Origin of the sequence: Chryseomicrobium aureum, from assembly GCF_043182735.1 — a bacterium.
In the GTDB taxonomy this organism is placed as follows: Bacteria; Bacillota; Bacilli; order Bacillales_A; family Planococcaceae; genus Chryseomicrobium; species Chryseomicrobium aureum.
In genome coordinates this window covers 2,601,574-2,619,761 of sequence record NZ_CP171117.1, presented here as the reverse complement: position 1 = coordinate 2,619,761, position 18,188 = coordinate 2,601,574, and the positions used below count along the sequence as shown (strand labels likewise).

General features: G+C 40.7%; 20 protein-coding genes. 19 read left to right on the top strand and 1 reads right to left on the bottom strand.

Annotated elements, in window-relative coordinates:
* Nucleotides 1–177 precede the first annotated feature (177 nt).
* From ACF3OH_RS13750 to rsmI, 19 genes are all read left to right on the top strand, one after another.
* Complete coding sequence (locus tag ACF3OH_RS13750) at nucleotides 178–1,671, top strand: aldehyde dehydrogenase family protein (RefSeq protein ID WP_392455177.1); 1,494 nt, start codon at nucleotides 178–180, stop codon at nucleotides 1,669–1,671.
* A gap of 48 nt (nucleotides 1,672–1,719) precedes the next feature.
* Nucleotides 1,720–2,760: a TRAP transporter substrate-binding protein gene (locus ACF3OH_RS13745; protein ID WP_392455176.1), complete on the top strand. Its 1,041-nt coding sequence runs from the start codon at nucleotides 1,720–1,722 to the stop codon at nucleotides 2,758–2,760.
* Nucleotides 2,761–2,862: 102 nt separating this feature from the next.
* Nucleotides 2,863–3,375: a TRAP transporter small permease gene (locus ACF3OH_RS13740; protein ID WP_392455175.1), complete on the top strand. Its 513-nt coding sequence runs from the start codon at nucleotides 2,863–2,865 to the stop codon at nucleotides 3,373–3,375.
* Entirely contained in the window at nucleotides 3,353–4,669 is a 1,317-nt protein-coding gene (locus ACF3OH_RS13735) for a TRAP transporter large permease (protein WP_392455174.1), read from the top strand. Before ACF3OH_RS13740 ends, ACF3OH_RS13735 begins: the two co-directional genes overlap by 23 nt.
* A gap of 12 nt (nucleotides 4,670–4,681) precedes the next feature.
* Nucleotides 4,682–5,848 carry a glycerate kinase gene (locus ACF3OH_RS13730; protein ID WP_392455173.1) on the top strand — a complete coding sequence of 389 codons (1,167 nt, stop codon included), beginning with the start codon at nucleotides 4,682–4,684 and terminating at the stop codon, nucleotides 5,846–5,848.
* Nucleotides 5,838–6,800 (top strand): 2-hydroxyacid dehydrogenase, encoded by a 963-nt coding sequence (locus ACF3OH_RS13725; RefSeq protein ID WP_392455172.1) that lies wholly within the window; start codon nucleotides 5,838–5,840, stop codon nucleotides 6,798–6,800. The genes ACF3OH_RS13730 and ACF3OH_RS13725 overlap by 11 nt, the downstream gene beginning before the upstream one ends.
* 1,332 nt (nucleotides 6,801–8,132) lie before the next feature.
* The gene (locus ACF3OH_RS13720; protein ID WP_204591104.1) at nucleotides 8,133–8,909 is read left to right on the top strand and encodes a transporter substrate-binding domain-containing protein; all 777 of its coding nucleotides are present in this window, start codon (nucleotides 8,133–8,135) and stop codon (nucleotides 8,907–8,909) included.
* Nucleotides 8,910–8,973: 64 nt separating this feature from the next.
* Complete coding sequence (locus ACF3OH_RS13715) at nucleotides 8,974–9,651, top strand: amino acid ABC transporter permease (RefSeq protein WP_392455169.1); 678 nt, start codon at nucleotides 8,974–8,976, stop codon at nucleotides 9,649–9,651.
* Nucleotides 9,648–10,376, top strand: coding sequence for an amino acid ABC transporter ATP-binding protein (locus tag ACF3OH_RS13710; RefSeq protein ID WP_392455167.1), 729 nt, complete (start codon nucleotides 9,648–9,650; stop codon nucleotides 10,374–10,376). Before ACF3OH_RS13715 ends, ACF3OH_RS13710 begins: the two co-directional genes overlap by 4 nt.
* 299 nt (nucleotides 10,377–10,675) lie before the next feature.
* The gene (locus ACF3OH_RS13705) at nucleotides 10,676–11,098 is read left to right on the top strand and encodes a MarR family winged helix-turn-helix transcriptional regulator (protein ID WP_392455166.1); all 423 of its coding nucleotides are present in this window, start codon (nucleotides 10,676–10,678) and stop codon (nucleotides 11,096–11,098) included.
* A gap of 40 nt (nucleotides 11,099–11,138) precedes the next feature.
* A complete protein-coding gene (locus ACF3OH_RS13700) occupies nucleotides 11,139–12,557 on the top strand; it encodes an aminotransferase class I/II-fold pyridoxal phosphate-dependent enzyme (protein ID WP_392455164.1) in 1,419 nt (472 codons plus the stop codon).
* 1 nt (nucleotide 12,558) lies between these two features.
* Nucleotides 12,559–13,194, top strand: coding sequence for a dTMP kinase (gene tmk, locus ACF3OH_RS13695; RefSeq protein WP_204591098.1), 636 nt, complete (start codon nucleotides 12,559–12,561; stop codon nucleotides 13,192–13,194).
* A 20-nt stretch (nucleotides 13,195–13,214) separates the two neighbouring features.
* The gene (locus tag ACF3OH_RS13690) at nucleotides 13,215–13,544 is read left to right on the top strand and encodes a cyclic-di-AMP receptor (protein ID WP_094941883.1); all 330 of its coding nucleotides are present in this window, start codon (nucleotides 13,215–13,217) and stop codon (nucleotides 13,542–13,544) included.
* A gap of 102 nt (nucleotides 13,545–13,646) precedes the next feature.
* On the top strand, nucleotides 13,647–14,648 hold the full coding sequence (gene holB / locus ACF3OH_RS13685; RefSeq protein ID WP_392455162.1) for a DNA polymerase III subunit delta': 1,002 nt from the start codon (nucleotides 13,647–13,649) through the stop codon (nucleotides 14,646–14,648).
* Nucleotides 14,641–15,444, top strand: coding sequence for a stage 0 sporulation family protein (locus ACF3OH_RS13680; protein WP_204591094.1), 804 nt, complete (start codon nucleotides 14,641–14,643; stop codon nucleotides 15,442–15,444). Before holB ends, ACF3OH_RS13680 begins: the two co-directional genes overlap by 8 nt.
* A 25-nt stretch (nucleotides 15,445–15,469) precedes the next feature.
* Entirely contained in the window at nucleotides 15,470–15,820 is a 351-nt protein-coding gene (gene yabA, locus ACF3OH_RS13675) for a DNA replication initiation control protein YabA (protein WP_338032469.1), read from the top strand.
* Nucleotides 15,821–15,881: 61 nt separating this feature from the next.
* Nucleotides 15,882–16,628 carry a tRNA1(Val) (adenine(37)-N6)-methyltransferase gene (locus tag ACF3OH_RS13670; RefSeq protein ID WP_392455159.1) on the top strand — a complete coding sequence of 249 codons (747 nt, stop codon included), beginning with the start codon at nucleotides 15,882–15,884 and terminating at the stop codon, nucleotides 16,626–16,628.
* A complete protein-coding gene (locus ACF3OH_RS13665; protein ID WP_204591087.1) occupies nucleotides 16,612–16,902 on the top strand; it encodes a GIY-YIG nuclease family protein in 291 nt (96 codons plus the stop codon). The genes ACF3OH_RS13670 and ACF3OH_RS13665 overlap by 17 nt, the downstream gene beginning before the upstream one ends.
* Complete coding sequence (gene rsmI / locus ACF3OH_RS13660; RefSeq protein WP_392455156.1) at nucleotides 16,874–17,761, top strand: 16S rRNA (cytidine(1402)-2'-O)-methyltransferase; 888 nt, start codon at nucleotides 16,874–16,876, stop codon at nucleotides 17,759–17,761. Before ACF3OH_RS13665 ends, rsmI begins: the two co-directional genes overlap by 29 nt.
* A gap of 54 nt (nucleotides 17,762–17,815) precedes the next feature.
* Here rsmI and ACF3OH_RS13655 read toward each other — a convergent pair whose 3' ends face one another.
* Nucleotides 17,816–18,094, bottom strand: coding sequence for an AbrB/MazE/SpoVT family DNA-binding domain-containing protein (locus ACF3OH_RS13655; RefSeq protein ID WP_204591083.1), 279 nt, complete (start codon nucleotides 18,092–18,094; stop codon nucleotides 17,816–17,818).
* Nucleotides 18,095–18,188 lie beyond the last annotated feature (94 nt).

Genomic DNA, 18,188 nt, shown 5'->3' with positions numbered 1-18,188 from the left:
ATGGGAGCAATTTCTACCAATAAATACAAGCTCCTACAGCGTAGCGTAATGAACAATTGTAATATTCATGAAGAAATACAAAATAACGATAGATATTGGTGACGAAAAATATTTTTTCGGGCACTTGCGATGGTGAAAACCATTGATATATCAACATTTATAGAGGGAGGAAATAATGTGACTCAGAATGAATTCAAAATGCTTGCTTGGTTAAAAAATCACGCAGGTGAAAACTATGGAAATTTTATCAATGGACAATGGTCAAATTCATTAAGTAAAGAAACATATCCCATTTTCGCAGTAGCCAACCAAGAATTACTTCTAGGTAATTTTCCGAAATCAAATGAAGCAGATGTTGAAAATGCAGTATTGAGTGCGCAAAAAGCTTTTAATACTTGGTCAAAAACTGAGGCATCTACTAGATCAGAAATTCTATATAAATTTGCGGATCTATTGGAAAAAAATGTTGAAGAACTTTCGTTTATGCTCTCAGCAGAACAAGGGAAAATTTTAAATGAGTCAAAGGGTGAGATATATCGTGCTGTAAAAGAGGTACGCTTCTGTGCAGGAGAAGCCCTCCGTGCTCAAGGTCTGACACTACCGAGTGAGAAAAGTAAGATGTGGACCTCAACAATAAGAAAACCAATTGGCGTAATAGCAGCAATTGCACCTTGGAATTTCCCTGCAGTTACTCCTATTAGAAAAATTGCACCAGCACTAGCATATGGATGCACGGTTGTTTATAAACCAGCTTCTATAACTCCATGGACTTCGGTAAAAATCATGGATTTATTAAAACAAGCTGGGCTACCCGATGGTGTAGTTAATATGGTTATTGGATCAGGGAGTGAGGTCGGAGAACCGCTAATAAATCATAAATTGGTTAAGGGCATCAGTTTCACAGGTTCCACCGAAATGGGCCAACATATAAATGTCGTTGCAGCTAAACGACTTATAAAAACACAGTTAGAGTTAGGTGGTAAAAACCCTGCAATAGTGCTTGAGGCAGACAACGTCTCAAATATTGCAAATCAGATAGTGAGTGCTGCTTTTAATACTAGCGGACAGCGATGTACTTCAATAAGTAGAGTAATTGTTTTAGAGAACATTAAAGAACAATTAGTTGAAGAAATAATTCGAGAGATGAAAAAAATTAAAGTAGGTCCTGCGTGGGATGAGACAGCCACAATGGGTCCTCTAGTAAATGTTGAACACTTAGAAAGTATTCAAAAGTATATTGAGATTGGTAAAAAAGAAGGAGCTAGATTGTTATACGGAGGTGAGGTCTTATCAGATGGTTTCTATTCTGAGGGACCGTACATGAACCCAGCTGTATTTGATCAAGTGACTTCCGATATGAGAATAGCAAGAGAAGAAATATTTGGACCTGTTCTTTCAATAATTGAAGTTCCTACAATTTCAGATGCTTTAGAAATAGCGAACGACAGTGAATATGGATTAGCATCATCCGTATTTTCAAGTAACTTATCTATTGCATGCGAATATGCAGAAGGATTAGAAGTCGGTATGGTCCATATCAATCATGGCACTGCAAGTGCAGCCCATGTACCGTTCGGTGGAGCTAAAAATTCTGGATTTGGAGCATTTTCAATAGGATATTCTAATTTGGAATTTTTCACAGAATTAAAGGCAGTTTATGTTCAGTTTTAAAAGGTAAGAAATTTCCTTTTAAATAAAAATTAATAAGGGGTGGAGAAATTGAAAAAAGTATTATTTTTATTTCTTTGTTTGGTGGGAATAGTTGTCTTTGCTGTAGGATGTTCATCTAATGAAACGTCCAACCAGTCAACTAATAATCAAGGAAACGATGGTCAATCTAATGATACCAATGAGGAAGCAGTAGTATTAAAATTGGGCCATGTTTGGCCAAATTCAGAAATTCATGCACAATCTGCTGAAAAATTTGCTGAAGAGGTAGAAGAATTATCAGACGGTAAATTGAAAATCGAAATATATGGTGACAGTGCTCTAGGGGCAGACAAAGATTTATTAGAGGGACTTAAAATTGGCACAGCAGATATCTGGGCAGGTGGAGCAGGTGTACTTTCGGGAGCTTCTGATACGGCAAATATCTTTACAGTTCCATTCTTATTTGATACACAAGAGCATTTCGATAAAGTCTATGATGGTGAAGTAGGACAAGAAATTTCAGATAAAATTGCTGAAGAATCAGGATACAAAGTAATCTCTTATTGGACACGAGGGGCGCGTTGGCTAACCGTTGACGAGGAAGTACATACTCCTGAAGACATGGCTGGCTTAAAGATTCGTGTGCCTGATAGTCCTGTATTTGTAAAATCATTTGAGCAACTGGGAGCAGCTCCTACTCCTATGGCATTCGGCGAAGTTTTCACTTCACTTCAACAAGGGGTAATTGATGGTCAAGAAAATCCACTTTCTTTGATTTACAACTCTAAATTTAATGAGGTAGTGGACTATCTAATTAAAACAGAACATGTTCGTGAACCGATTGCGGTTGCGATTAGTCAAGAAAAGTTCGATTCTTTAAGCCCCGATCTACAAGAGGTATTATTAACAGCTGCTTCTGGAGAAGCAAAGAAATTTGCTTATGATGAGGTGACTCAAGGAGATTCTGAATATTTACAGAACCTGCAAGATGCAGGAATGACTTTAATTGAACCAGACATTAGTGCTTTCCAAGCAAAACTTGAAGGTTTTGTTGAAGAAAATTTCCCTGAGATTACTGATATTTATGAAACTATTAGAAATGCAAAATAATAAGATAATAAAAGGGGCTTGCCCCTTCATTATCTTATGCGAAGGCTATATATTACCTATAGCCTTCGCATAAGATAAAAAGTTTTACGAGGGGGAACGGGAATGAAAAATTTCGTGAGAGTCACAGACAAAATAAATCAAATAATATTTAACTTTTTAGCAGTATTATTTGGTGTTGTAGCATCGCTTACACTATATCAAGTCTTTGCTAGATATATCTTAAATTCACCATTAACGTGGTCTGAAGAAATAATTAGGAGCTTAATGGTATGGATAGTCTTACTAGGCACCGCTATAGCTTTAAGAAAAGGATTATTGATTTCAGTTGAGACGGTTTTACATATTGTTCCCAAAGGAATAAAACTAATTCTTAATACCATTATTATCATATTAAATATTATCTATATGTTTTTATTACTCAAATATGGAATTGAAATTATGCAATCTTTACACGGTCAAACCTCAGGTGCTTTAGATTTACCTGTTAACCTGTCATATGCTGCTATTCCAGCAGGAGCTCTCTATTCATTAATTAATTGTTTAGTTGTAATTTTCGAATTGATTTCTAAAGATTCAAAAGGAGATGATACCCATGATAGGCCTATTATTTCTTAGTTTACTAGTTTTATTTTTTCTGGGCTTTCCAGTAGCTTTTGCAATGGGTTTATCGTCAATGATTACAATGGTTAATGATGGTATTTCTGTACAAGTTGCAGTACAAAGAATATTTTCAACTTTAAACTCTTTCCCCTTAATGGCAATACCATTCTTTATACTAGCAGGCAGTTTAATGGAGTATAGTGGTATCTCTCAAAGATTAGTTAACTTTGCGTATTCTATAGTAGGAAAGATAACCGGTGGATTAGCTTTAGTTACAGTAGTTACTGCTATGTTTTTTGCGGCAATATCAGGATCAAGTGCTGCTACAGTAGCCGCCGTAGGTAGTATTCTTATACCATCTATGATAAAGCGTGGCTTTCCTAAACCGTTCTCTACTTCGGTACAGGCAGTATCGGGTGAGCTTGGTGTAATCATACCTCCATCGATTCCTATGATTATCTTTGCTCTTTCAGCTGGAGCATCTATTTCCATCGGAGAATTATTTATGGCAGGAGTAGGACCGGGAATACTGATTGCATTTTCTTTAATGGTTACGATATATTTTATTTCGAAATTCAAGGGATATGGGAATTCGAATCTTGATCCATTATCTGATCAAGCCATAGAAGAAGCTGAATTGATGAGTACAAGTGGAAGAATTAAAGCTTTTAGGAGTGCCATTTTGCCCCTTCTAATGCCCGTAATTATTTTGGGGGGTATATACGGAGGTATATTTACTCCTACTGAAGCTGCGGCTGTAGCAGTAGGTTATGCTCTATTTATAGGCTTAGTCATTTACAGAACTTTAAGTATTAAAAACCTGATGGAAGTCTTGCGAAATTCAGTACTATCAACTTCTATTATTATGTTTATTATCGGTAATGCCGGTTTGTTTGGTTGGGTATTAACAGCAAAAAGAGTTCCAGATCTAGTAGCAGAGTGGTTCTTATCAATTTCTACTAGCGCAGTGGTCTTTTTAATATTAGTAAATTTACTTTTACTACTCGTTGGCATGTTTTTAGAAACTGGTGCTGCTATTGTAATTATGGCTCCTATATTAACCCCAGTAGCAATTCAATTTGGTGTTGATCCAGTGCATTTTGGAATAATTATGATAGTTAATTTGGCTGTAGGAATGGTTACTCCACCTATCGGTGTTAACCTTTTCGTAGCTTGCCAGGTGGCGAATTTAAGGATTGAACAAATAATAAAGCCTCTTATACCTTTTTATCTAGTCTTATTAATAGATATTATTCTTATATCTTATTTGCCAGCCATCTCTCTATGGCTACCAAATATTTTAAAGTGAGTGGGTGACAAAGTGAATATTATTATAGCCCCAGATTCATTTAAAGGCTCGGCTTCAGCAATAAATATAACAAAGAAAATCTCGGAAGGAGTAACTCGGGTATATCCTTATGCTTGTATTAAAGAAATTCCATTAGCCGACGGAGGTGAAGGAACTTTAGAAAATATGGTTTATTCAACCAGAGGCAAGACAATTTCCGTCGAAGTTCATGATCCCTTAATGCGAAAGATAAGGGCAGATTATGGAATACTAGGTGATCAAGAGACAGTAATTATCGAAATGGCTCAAGCCTCAGGACTAACACTATTATCAGAAGAAGAAAAAAATCCTTTACTGACCAGTACGTTTGGAACAGGTGAGTTAATTAGACACGCTTTAGATAAGGGCTACAAAAAATTTGTCATCGGTTTAGGTGGCAGTGCGACAAATGATGGAGGCATGGGATTACTCAAAGCTTTAGGGGTCAAATTTTATAATTCTAAGGGAATCGAACTTGGTGATGGTGGGGAAAGCTTAATTAATCTTTCGCATTACGATAGTAGTGGTTTAGATAATAGATTACTGGATTGTTCTTTTACTATAGCTTGTGATGTTACCAATAAATTATGTGGCCCAAATGGAGCTAGTGAAGTTTTTGGTCCTCAAAAAGGTGCTAGCCTTGCAGATATACAAATTCTTGACCTTGCATTAAATAGATATGCTGAGGTTGTAGAAAAACAACAAGGAATTAACGTAAAAGAACTTACAGGTGGTGGAGCTGCTGGAGGACTTGGAGCAGCACTTATGGCATTTCTTAATGCCTCTGTTAAATCAGGTATTAAAGTAGTAATGGAATATTTAAACTTTGAAGACGTAGTTAAAAATTCAGATCTTATAATTACGGGTGAAGGAAAATTGGATGCACAAACGTTAGGGGGTAAAGTAATCAAAGGAGTAAGTGATATTGGGAAAAAATACAATATCCCAGTGATTGCATTGTGTGGTGAAGTAGAATTAAAACCTTCAAAATTTGATGAATTAGGGCTTCTATCGGCCTTTCCTATTCTTCCAGGCCCATGTTCTTTAAATGACGCCATATTAAATACATTAAAATGGATACCATATAAAACTGAAGCGGTACTCAGGGTCTTAAAATATGTCATCATACCACCGGTTAGGAGAAATCACAATGAAACCTAAAGTATTGATAACGAGAAAATTACCAGAAGGAATAATAAAAAAAATTAGTGAAGTATGTACAGTTGAGTTATGGGATGAAGAAGAAACACCTATACCACAAGAAGAACTAGCAGAAAAAATGATCAATGTGGATGGTGTGCTGTGCTTACTCACAGAAAATATTGATAAAAAATTAATTGATGGCTCGCCTAAATTGAAAGTAATTAGTAATATGGCGGTAGGTTATAATAACATTGATATTGAGGCAGCTAAGAAAAAAGGAATCATAGTTACTAACACACCCGATGTTCTAACAGAGACAACAGCTGATTTGACTTTTGCTCTGCTTATGGCGACTTCAAGAAGGTTGATTGAAGCATCTACATATTTACGTAATGGTGATTGGAAGACTTGGTCACCATTACAATTAGCAGGTCAAGATATATACAATTCTACCTTGGGTATAATAGGAATGGGCAGAATTGGAGAGGCTATTGCGAAACGAGCTCTTGGATTCAATATGAACATTGTATATTATAATAGATCACGTAAATTAGATATGGAGCAATCTTTGAATGTTCAATATAGTGAACTGGATGATTTGTTGAAAGAATCCGACTTCATTGTAGTGATGACCCCTTATACACCTCAGACTACAAACCTTATTTCTGAAAGAGAGTTTAAATTAATGAAAAAAAGCGCAATACTTATCAACACGTCAAGAGGAGGCATTGTTGATGAGAAAGCTTTGTATGATGCACTAGTTAATAAGGAAATTTATGCAGCAGGATTAGATGTATTTGAAACAGAACCTATAAACCTTAATAATCGCCTACTTACATTGCCTAACTTGGTTGCACTTCCCCACATAGGGAGTTCTAGTATAAATACTAGATACAAGATGGCAAATCTTGCAGCAGAAAACTTAATAGCTGGTGTTTTAGGAAACCGGCCAAAGCATGTAGTGTCATAATTTGATAACATAGAGATTCTATTCAACTCCTGTATAAATATTTTAATGAAGAATAACTATTTGATTTATACAGGAGTATTAATACATATAGATCAAACAATAAATCGATACTTAATTTGGAATTTTATTAAGGATTATACACCTTACTTTTTATATAAAGCCTCTTAAACTACTATCACTCCATTTAATAATCGCATTATTCTCTCTTCAGTAAGTTCCCCAAATAAATCCACGTCGTCTCTTTACGCTCATGCCCGAGAAATCGCATAATATCATAAATTTCAACACCCTAAAGTTGCGAGATGATCGCAAATACGTGTCTTAGAAATTGAGGAGTGATTTGTTTATTTTTATGGACATGTGAAGCCTTCGTAATCTTCTTTTCAAAATACTGACTGGAGTAAGGAGCACTAAAGCGATTTCCCCTACTAGTAGTAAATAGAATGCTCAGCTCGTGACTCGATTGAATCGAAGGCAATCCTCGTGCAGTCCTTTTCTTCTCAATGGATTCATATATTTTTGGACGAAGGGATAGGTGTCTCCGCTTGTTCCGCTTTCTCTATTACTGATAAATAACGCGTATTTGTGATCTTATTCATCTTAATTCCCGACACATAACTTACAAAATTCCTCATTCCAGTCGTCGCAAGTGTCAGTACGATAGAAAGCATCACTGGGTGGGTCTCTAAACAGTAATATGACAAAAGATTAACCTAAGCCTCAGATAGTGAACACATTTTAATAGAAGAAACCCATGAGCTACTACTCCCAGAATAGAAAGTTAGGAAGATTTTTCTTTAAAAAGAAATGAAAAAGAACCTTATTGGTTTACAAAAATCGAAGGTTATCGTAGTAGTGGACTGTCATTAATTGATTGGTGTGAGACTGCGGATGTGGCGATTCACATATGAAATATTGATTACGTAAACAGTCGCCAATCACTCAAAATCCGGTCCGGGAGACCGGCTGGGTCTCCTGTGTACTCGAAGAACCGGGGAAAAGACCAGAATCGAAATCGTATATGTGGTTATAAATCATGGCCAATACCTCCTCATTCATGGCCGATGCACGATCGCTCAGGTTAAATACATAAAGTTTCTAAAACAGGTGGCTCCACATCTAGGAGTTATCGAGTTGCGCAGACTTGAAATCCATGCCAAATGCCATCACGGCCATTGAGGTAAAAGACGCCTCCCTATCCACGCTGTCATTTGACAGAATTTCAGGGGGAGCCTGCTCCACATCTAGTGTGAATTCTCTGGCTATTGCTACAATTAGGGTCTAAAGTATGGTATAGTGAAAAACGTAACATAACACAAGGGGGTTCTACACATGAAGAAGAGCAAAATGTTAGCGTTACTCGCAGCACTCGTAGCACTACTACTTATCGTAGCAGCATGTGGGTCAGACGATGCAGGTTCAGGAGATTCTGAAGGAAAAGTGTATCAAGTAGGTATTGATACAACGTATCCACCATTTGAATATGAAGAAGACGGCGAATACAAAGGTATCGATGTTGACTTGATTCGTGCCATCGCTGAAAACCAAGGATTTGAAATTGAACTGAATCCAATGGACTTTGGTGGAATTATTCCAGCAGTACAAGCCGGTCAATTAGACGTGGCGATTGCAGGAATGAGTATTACAGATGAGCGTAAAGAAGTCGTTGATTTCTCAGATCCATACTTTGAAGCTGGTTTAACATTAGTTACAGCTGCTTCAAACAATGAAATCACTAGCCTAGAAGACTTAGAAGGCAAACGTGTAGTTGTAAAAACAGGTACAACGGGTGCTAAATTTGCAGAAGATAACAAAGATGAATATGGGTATGAAATCACGACTTTAGAAGACAGCCCATCTATGTTCCAAGAAGTTTCAAATGGCAATGCAGATGTTCTGATTGAAGACTACCCAGTAATTGCATATGCAATTGCACAAAGTAGCTTAGATCTTCAAATCGTGGGTGAGCGTCTAAATGGTGATAACTATGGTATCGCAGTTCTAAAAGGGGAAAATGCAGATCTACTTGAAAAAATCAATGCAGGTCTACAAGAACTTCGTGATAGCGGCGAATATGACGAAATCATCAACACGTATATCACTGAATAACTAATCAAACTGGAAAGGCGCGGCAGTAACCGCGTCTTTTTTGATACAAAGGAGTTGAAGTTAGATGCAAGACTTTATACCAGCATTAACGGAACTTTATGATAAGGTAAAAGCCGCGATGCCTACATTACTTGATGGTCTTCAAGTAACGCTTTATATTTTTGCAGTGGCCATTGTCTTAGGTTTCTTAATTGGTTTAGTGATGGCTCTTTTCCGCCTATCACCAATTAAACCGCTCCAGTGGATCTCAAAGATTTTTGTAGATGCAATTCGGGGAACGCCATTTATTGTTCAGTTATTCTTTATCTATTTTGGTTTAAATTCACTGTCATTTATTTCACTTGATAATACATGGGCTGGGATTTTAACCGTGGCTATTAATGCGGGTGCATACTTCGCTGAAATCATCCGTGCAGGGATTCAATCGATTGATAAAGGACAAACAGAGGCAGCTCGCTCATTAGGACTAGATTCGACGCAAAATATGCGTTTTATTGTACTTCCACAAGCGTTCCGCCGGATGTTACCAACCATTACGAATCAAGCAATTATTTCATTAAAAGATACTTCACTTCTTTCGATCATTGGAGTCGCAGATTTGACGCAACGTGGTCGAGTGGTAGTAAGTGCTACATATGATCCGTTTACAATTTATTTATTACTAGGAATTATGTATTTTGTGATTATTTATCTATTGTCCCTACTCTCTAGCTACTTAGAAAGGAGGTTCGTCTTACGATGAGTATGATTCGTGTCGAAAACTTAAAGAAGTCATTCGGAGACATTGAAGTCTTAAAAGACGTCAGTACAGTGATTGAACCGTCTGAAGTAGTATGTGTGATTGGACCTTCTGGTTCGGGGAAGAGTACGTTCTTACGTTGCTTAAATCGTCTAGAAGAAATCACAGATGGTCATGTGTTTGTAAATGGTCATGATATTACAGACAATAAGAACAATATTAATAAAATTCGTCAGGACGTAGGAATGGTGTTTCAACAATTCAACCTGTTTCCACATATGACGGTTCTTCAGAATATTACACTCGCACCTGTGAAGTTGAAGAAGTTATCACCGGCAGATGCTGAGAAAAAGGCGTTTGCGCTTCTTGACAAAGTCGGTCTACGTGAAAAAGCCAAAGCCTACCCTGGGGAGTTGTCAGGTGGTCAGAAGCAACGTGTGGCTATTGCGCGTGCACTTGCGATGGATCCAAAAATCATGTTGTTCGATGAGCCGACATCAGCGCTTGACCCAGAAATGGTAGGAGACGTTTTGGATGTTATGAAGGACTTGGCGAAAGAGGGGATGACGATGGTCGTCGTAACCCATGAGATGGGCTTCGCTGCAGAAGTGGGAGATCGCGTGATTTTTATTGATGGAGGATACATCGTTGAGGAGAATGTGCCAAAAGAGTTGTTTGGCAATCCGCAACATGAGCGTACGAAATCTTTCTTAAGTAAAGTACTATAATAATAGAAGCAAACAAAAAAGACAGTCCGCATTGGACTGTCTTTTTGTCTATTATTGAGCTGTATAGCCACCATCGATGATCATCGTCTGACCCGTCATTCCTTTTGCTTGCTCAGAAGCAAAGGAGTCAACAAGTCCCTCCAAATAGGGCCCCATATATATGTCAAAAACATTTAATCCTATCATTAGGCTAATTAGGAGTCAATACAAATAGAAGTTGTTGTTATACCTTGATTATTGCGAATTTTTTAGATATCCTATAGGTAAAGTTTTGAAAGCGATTACAGGAGGAATGCGGGATGGCGACAGATAATTTGTATGCGCTTTGGTTTCAAACGAGCAAACAATATCTCCAAAGTGTGACGAGACGAATGGAAGGGTATGGTCTAACGTTGGACAGTTTCCGTGTGTTAGAACTGTTGCAGGGGACTCCTGAGCAAACCTATACAGTGCAACAGCTCAGTACGGTACTTGGCATTCCAAGTGGCAGTATAACGAGCGTTACGAATCGTCTATTGAAAAAGGAACTTGTTACGAAACGTCCATGTCCAACAGATCGACGCTGCTCGTTTGTAGAAATGACAAAGCTTGGCAATCGTTTGATCACGAGTCTGTTAGATGAGCATTTTACTTATTTAGAAGAAAACTTTTCGGCATTGACGGATCAAGAAAAAGAACAGTTATACCAGATGCTCAAAAAAATCAATCAATCGCCTTCTTGATGGATGGTATACTGAAAACACATAGAAAAGAGGAATGAAAATGCGGCGACCCCTAGTAGAAAAACTTCAGCAGTTTGTGGAGAAGCAGCCTATGTCGCTGCATGTTCCAGGACATAAAAATGGCTATTTTAGCACGCTGCCAAAAGCATTGCGAGATAGTTTGAGTTATGACGTGACAGAGCTTACAGGACTCGATGATCTGCACGCTCCAGAAGGCGTCATTCAAGAAGCACAAGACCTGTTGTCAACCTTTTACGGAAGTGATGCGAGTTACTTTTTAGTGAACGGGTCCACGGTCGGTAACTTAGCGATGATGCTTGCGGCGACCACCCCTGGAGACCGCGTCCTTATTCAGCGCAATGCGCATAAATCTGTATTTCATGCAGTCGAGCTTGCGCGAGTCCGCCCTGTGTTTATCACTCCGGAGTGGGATCACCGAACCGAAACTGCTGCGCATGTCTCCTTGCAAGGCATTCAACAAGCTTTTCACGAGTTTCCGGATATTCGGGCGGTGGCTCTGACAACTCCGACCTATTTCGGCGTAGTATCTGACTTACTCGAAATCGTGGAATTTTGTCATACAAAAGGTGTACCCGTACTCGTCGACGAAGCGCACGGAGCTCATTTCCAGGGGTCTGACTACTTTCCAGTATCGGCTCTTGAATGTGGGGCAGATGTTGTCGTTCAGTCCGCTCATAAAAGTTTGCCGGCGATGACAATGGGGTCATTCTTACATAGCAAATCTAAATTTGTAGGGAAAGACCGCTTGGAGCATGCACTCCGTATGTTGCAGTCGAGCAGTCCTTCATATCCCGTGATGGCATCTCTTGACGATGCCCGTGCGTATCTCGCTTCATTCACAGCCAGGGATTACCATCATTTCATGGATAAGCGCGCATTATTCTTAGATAGTTTACAAGGGATTTCCGGGCTCGATATCGTCGAAGTAGACGATCCATTGAAACTGATGATTCGTGTAGGAACGCATGCAGGGCATCAAGTCCGCGATGCGCTAGAACAACAAGGCGTATATGTAGAACTTGCTCACGGTCAGCATGTTTTGTGGATGTTGCCCCTTTTGAAATACGGGGAAGATTACCGATTTGCGGAGTTACGAAGTCGCGTGAAGCGCGCTTGTGAGGCGTTGAAGTCTGTGCGTCCACAAGCCCTTCCAGTAGTGACGGCTGTTGCGGCCAATCAGCTGACGAAGCCTGAGGTTGCTCTTGAAGAAGTGCAACGCAGAAACGGAGAATGGATTTCCTATACGAAGGCAATCGGACGCATCGCAAAAGGCGCCATCATCCCGTATCCTCCTGGAATTCCGTTGCTTCTTCCTGGAGAACGGTTTACAGTAAAGACACTTGTGCAGCTAGAAGAATGTTTGATGGGCAAGGCTGCATTTCAAGGAGAACATAGGTTAGCACAACGACAGGTTTATGTACTGGAGGAAACCAATTAAAATGAGTGGATATTTTATTACAATTGAAGGCCCAGATGGCGCAGGAAAGACGACCATCACTAATCGTGTGGCTGAACGTCTGAAAGCAGAAGGTGTCGACGTCATGATGACGCGTGAACCAGGTGGCATTCCAATTGCGGAACAAATACGAGAAGTCTTGCATGATACAAAAAATACAGCAATGGATAGTCGCACAGAGGCACTCTTATACGCAGCGGCACGCCGTCAGCACCTTGTCGAGAAAGTGCGACCAGCTCTTGCAGAAGGAAAAGTTGTCATTTGCGATCGCTTTGTCGATAGTTCTCTTGCATATCAAGGCTATGCACGTGGTTTAGGTGTGGATGAAGTGTGGTCCATCAATCAATTTGCGATTGAGGGCTTTCTTCCCACGCGCACATACTTCTTTGATATCACACCGGAAGAAGGCTTACGAAGAATCGAAGCATCTGACGTGCGGGAAGTAAATCGTCTTGATGAAGAAGGGCTGGCTTTCCATAAAAAAGTGTACGAAGGCTATCAGCATCTTCTCGAAAAATTTTCAGAGCGCATCGTTCGAATTGACGCAGGAAAATCAATAGAAGAGGTCGAAGAAGAGATGTATGCACACATTCGTCGCGACCTAAATATGGTATACTAAAGAAAATGGAGGTGGGTCCTATGAAATTAGTCGTCGCAGTCGTTCAGGATCAGGACAGCAACCGTTTGTCGAATGCCCTGACTAAGGCAAAATTCCGAGCAACTAAGCTTGCGAGTACTGGAGGCTTCTTGCGTTCTGGAAACACAACATTTTTAATTGGAACTGAAGATCATCTTGTACCTACTGTACTTGATTTAATACGAGATAACTGTCGCGCACGTGAACAGATGGTCGCCCCGGTTTCTCCGATGGGTGGCAATGCGGATTCGTATATTCCGTATCCGGTGGAAGTAGAGGTAGGCGGAGCAACTGTGTTCGTCATGCCAATCGAGCATTTCCATCACTTCTAATAAACACGAAGGGCCGTGTGTCGCATAATTTGCGCATGCGGCTTTTTTTAAAACTAGATGTGGAAGACGTTCGTCCATATTTAACCGAAGGGAGACTCAGTCATGGACTGGCAAGCAACTCAAGCACCAGAACGTCAGCCGCGTCTGGTCGCCCAAATTACCCGAATGATTCAAAACGAGCGACTCAGCCATGCTCTTCTGTTAACCGGCGATCAAGGCACTGGGAAACTGGCGGTCGCCCACTTTATCATCCAATTGACACTTTGCGAAAATGCGCAAAATGTTCCATGTGAAACATGTCGACCATGTCGATTAGTGACATCAGGCAACCATTTGAATGTACATACGATTGAACCAGACGGTCAATTCATCAAGCGGGCGCAAATCGATCAATTGATTCATGAACTTAGCAAGACAGCTCGTGAGTCTAGTCGGAAATTTTATATTGTACATGATGCGCATCGCATGAATGCATCGAGTGCCAATGCGCTTCTAAAATTCCTAGAAGAACCAACAAGTGAAGTCACGGCTATTCTCCTGACGAATCAGCCGCACGCCTTGCTTCCGACCATTCGCTCGCGCTGTCAGCAGATGACCTTGCAACCTGTTCCTCCTGAGCAGTTGAAAATGCAGCTGATGGAACAAAATGTTTCAGAAAGCATGGCTTCGACGGTTAGCAAACTTGCTTCTTCTTTAGAGGATGCACTGGCGATGGTAGAGGAAGAGGAGTTTGGACTTGCACGAAAAGGCGTGTTAAAATTAATGGAAGCATTGGAACGTGGAACAGCCCATGCACTTGTACAAGCGCATGAGCACGTCATTCCGCTGCTCAAAGATAAAGAAAAAGCAGAGCGCGTGCTAGATTTACTGCTTTTTGCTTATCGAGATATCGTTGCAAACAAAGCAAATCCCGGCAGCAGCAGTACGTTTCCCGATAAGAGTGCGCTATGGGAGCAAATCGCGATGCGAAGCACGTTTGAGCAACTGACCTACCAGCTAGAGCACATCATGAAAGCCAGACGTCGCCTTCATCAGAATGCGAATCGTACGTTGTTAATGGAGCAGCTAGTTATAGAGCTGCGGGAGGTTAATTCAGTTGTATAAAGTAATCGGTGTCCGCTTCAAGAAAGCGGGTAAAATATATTATTTTGATCCAGGTGACTATGTCTGTGAACTCGATGACTATGTGATTGTCGAAACCGCACGTGGTGTCGAATTTGGAAAGGTTGTTATAGCCGTTCGGGAAGTTGAAGAAAACGATGTCGTTTTACCGCTCCGAAAAGTTGTACGACCAGCGTCTCCAAAAGATCGTTTGCAAGTTGAAGAAAATAAGTCTGAATCCCTACAAGCACTTGCTCTTGGTGATGCCAAGATCCGTGAACGCAAACTAGAGATGAAACTTGTGGATGTCGAATTTACATTTGACCGCAATAAAATTATTTTTTATTTCACTGCAGAAGGCCGTGTTGATTTCCGAGACCTTGTGAAAGATTTGGCCTCTGTATTCCGCACACGTATTGAACTGCGTCAGATCGGAGTACGAGATGAGGCGAAGATGCTTGGTGGGATTGGGCCATGTGGGCGTATGCTCTGTTGTTCGACATTCTTAGGCGACTTTGAGCCTGTCTCTATCAAGATGGCGAAAGATCAGAACTTGTCATTGAATCCTTCTAAGATTTCAGGACTTTGTGGTCGTTTAATGTGTTGCTTGAAATATGAAAATGATGAGTATGAACAAGCTCGTGCGCTTCTGCCGGACTTAGGGCAGCGCGTGACAACACCTGAAGGGAAAGGGAAGGTTGTCGGCTTGAACATTTTAGAGCGCGTTTTACGCGTTGAACTATACGAAGGGCAGCGTGTCCTGGAGTATTCCCTAGAAGAATTAGTGCAGCATTCGTAACCTGCAGAGATGGATGAGGTGAGTTGTGATGGACCGTAATTTTTTGGAGACGATTGTTGCGTTTGAAGAACAATTAAAGTCCACGCAAGAGCAATTTCGGGCTTTAAAAGAGTTCGTTGCCATAATGATGGAAGAACATCAGACATTGCAGCAAGAGAATCGCCATCTGCGTGAGCGCCTCGATGCGATGCATGCAGAAGAAGCGAAACTACAACAAGAACAAAAGCGACCACCCAAGCGGGATGTCGGAGAAGGCTATGATAACTTGGCTCGCCTCTATCAAGAAGGCTTTCATGTCTGCCATCCTCAATTTGGGAGTCCGCGAAAAGAGCTTGATTGTATGTTCTGTCTCGCATTTTTAAATAAAGATACGTAATGAGGAGCTGATACCGATTGCGGTGTCAGCTTTTTTCGAATGCTAGGAAGAGGTGAATCAAATGGAGTACTTACAAGGAGATGAACGATTGGATTATCTGCTTGCAGAGGATTTGCGGATCATACAAAGTCCTTCTGTATTTTCGTTCTCACTTGATGCAGTATTGCTTGCGCGTTTTGCGTCCATTCCACTCAAGCGAGGGAAAATTGTAGATTTGTGCACAGGAAATGGAGCGATTCCGTTATTTCTCAGTGCACGAACAAGTGCGCCGATTATTGGTGTAGAACTACAAGAGCGTTTGGTGGATATGGCAACACGTAGCGTCCACTACAACGAACTAGAATCACAAATCACGATTCAGCAAGGAGATGTGCGCGGAATCGCCAAAGTGTTGGGGTCAGAGAAGTATGATATGGTGACGTGCAACCCGCCTTATTTTCCGGTAGAAGCAGCACCGGATAAAAAATTATCGGAGCATCAGGCCATTGCGCGCCATGAAATCCACTTGTCACTTGAAGAAGCCGTTGCCAACGCGAGCAGCCTTCTCAAGCAAGGTGGTAAGGCTGCGTTTGTGCACCGCCCAGGCCGCTTGATTGAGTTGATTGACGCGATGCGGCGCAATCGACTAGAACCAAAACGTATTCAACTGGTCTATCCAAAAGAAGGACGAGAAGCAAACACAGTATTAATAGAAGGAATCAAAGATGGGAAGCCTGATTTAAAGGTGTTGCCTCCTGTAACGGTGTATCAGGAAAATGGAAGCTACACACCTGAAATTGAGGAGATTTTATATGGAAATAAAAAATAGTCATTATTTCTATGTAGTTTGTTGCAAAGATGCGACTTTTTATGCGGGCTATGCAAAGAACGTACTAAGTCGATTGAAGGAACACAATGACGGCAAAGGGGCTAAATATACTCGGCCACGACTCCCGGTAAAATTAGTCCATTTTGAGGAATTTGAAACACGTTCACTTGCGATGAAACAAGAGTATGCATTTAAGCAGTTAACACGAAAACAAAAAGAGCAGTATATAGAAGGGAAGCGAGAGCATGCACATCCAATCCTCCCATCAATTTGAATCGACGAGTTGTCTATACTTAGTAGCAACGCCGATTGGAAATTTAGAAGATATGACCTTCCGGGCGATTCGTATCTTAAAAGAAGTAGACGTGATTGCAGCTGAAGATACACGAAATACGAAAAAACTTTGTCATTATTATGAGATTGAGACCCCATTAGTGAGCTATCATGCTCATAACGAAGAAGCGGGCGGTGTAAAATTGTTACACATGCTGAAAGATGGCAAATCTGTAGCCTTAGTAAGTGACGCAGGCATGCCGTGTATTTCTGATCCGGGAGATGATCTTGTTCGCAAAGCCTTAGCTGAAGGGTTCGCGGTTGTACCGGTACCTGGAGCTAACGCAGCACTGACTGCTCTTATTGCTTCTGGAATCAATGCGCAACCTTTCACGTTCTATGGCTTTCTCCCACGCGGGAAAAAAGAGCGTAAAGAGGCATTAGAGGTGCTGTTGGCCCGAACGGAGACATCCATCTATTATGAAGCACCGCACCGATTAAAAGAAGTTTTGCAATCCATTCAGGACGTATTAGGTGGTCAACGTAAAATTGTAGTAGCTCGTGAACTGACGAAAAAATTCGAGGAGTTCATTCGAGGGACTGTAGAAGAAGCGATAGAATGGGCGTCGAGCAATGAGGTGCGCGGGGAGTTTTGCCTTGTCATTGAAGGGACTTCTGAACAAGTAGTAGAGCAAAACAAATCTGCAGAATGGTGGGAAGAGTTAGATGTAAAGCGTCACGTAGAAGCGCTGATGCTTCAACAAGACCTATCCTCAAAGCAGGCAATCAAAGAAGTGGCGGTCGCACGCCAGATGAACAAGCGCGACGTGTATGCGGCGTATCATTTAGAAGAGGAATAAAAAGAGAGCTGCCTTTCCGAGGAAAGGCAGCTTTATATAAAAAGAGGAATACGCTTATTTTGTTAAGCTTGTTTGGATCTCGTTGATTAATTGCTCAGCGCCTTCTGGGCTAAGAATTAATTTTCCGCCAACTAAACGTAAGTTGTCGTCTGACACTTCGCCAGTAACTGCGCATGTCATGTTTGGTAAGTATTTTTTCAAGATGATTTTATCGTCATCCACATAAATTTCAAGAGCGTCTTTTTCTGCAATACCTAGTGTGCGGCGAAGTTCGATTGGAATAACTACGCGTCCTAGTTCATCAACTTTACGTACAATACCTGTAGATTTCATTAGTTGTTTCCCCTCTCGGAATATAATTCGTCATTTTTCGACAAATAGTTTTGGTTATGGATTTTATCATACCAACAACTCCCAAATACGTCAA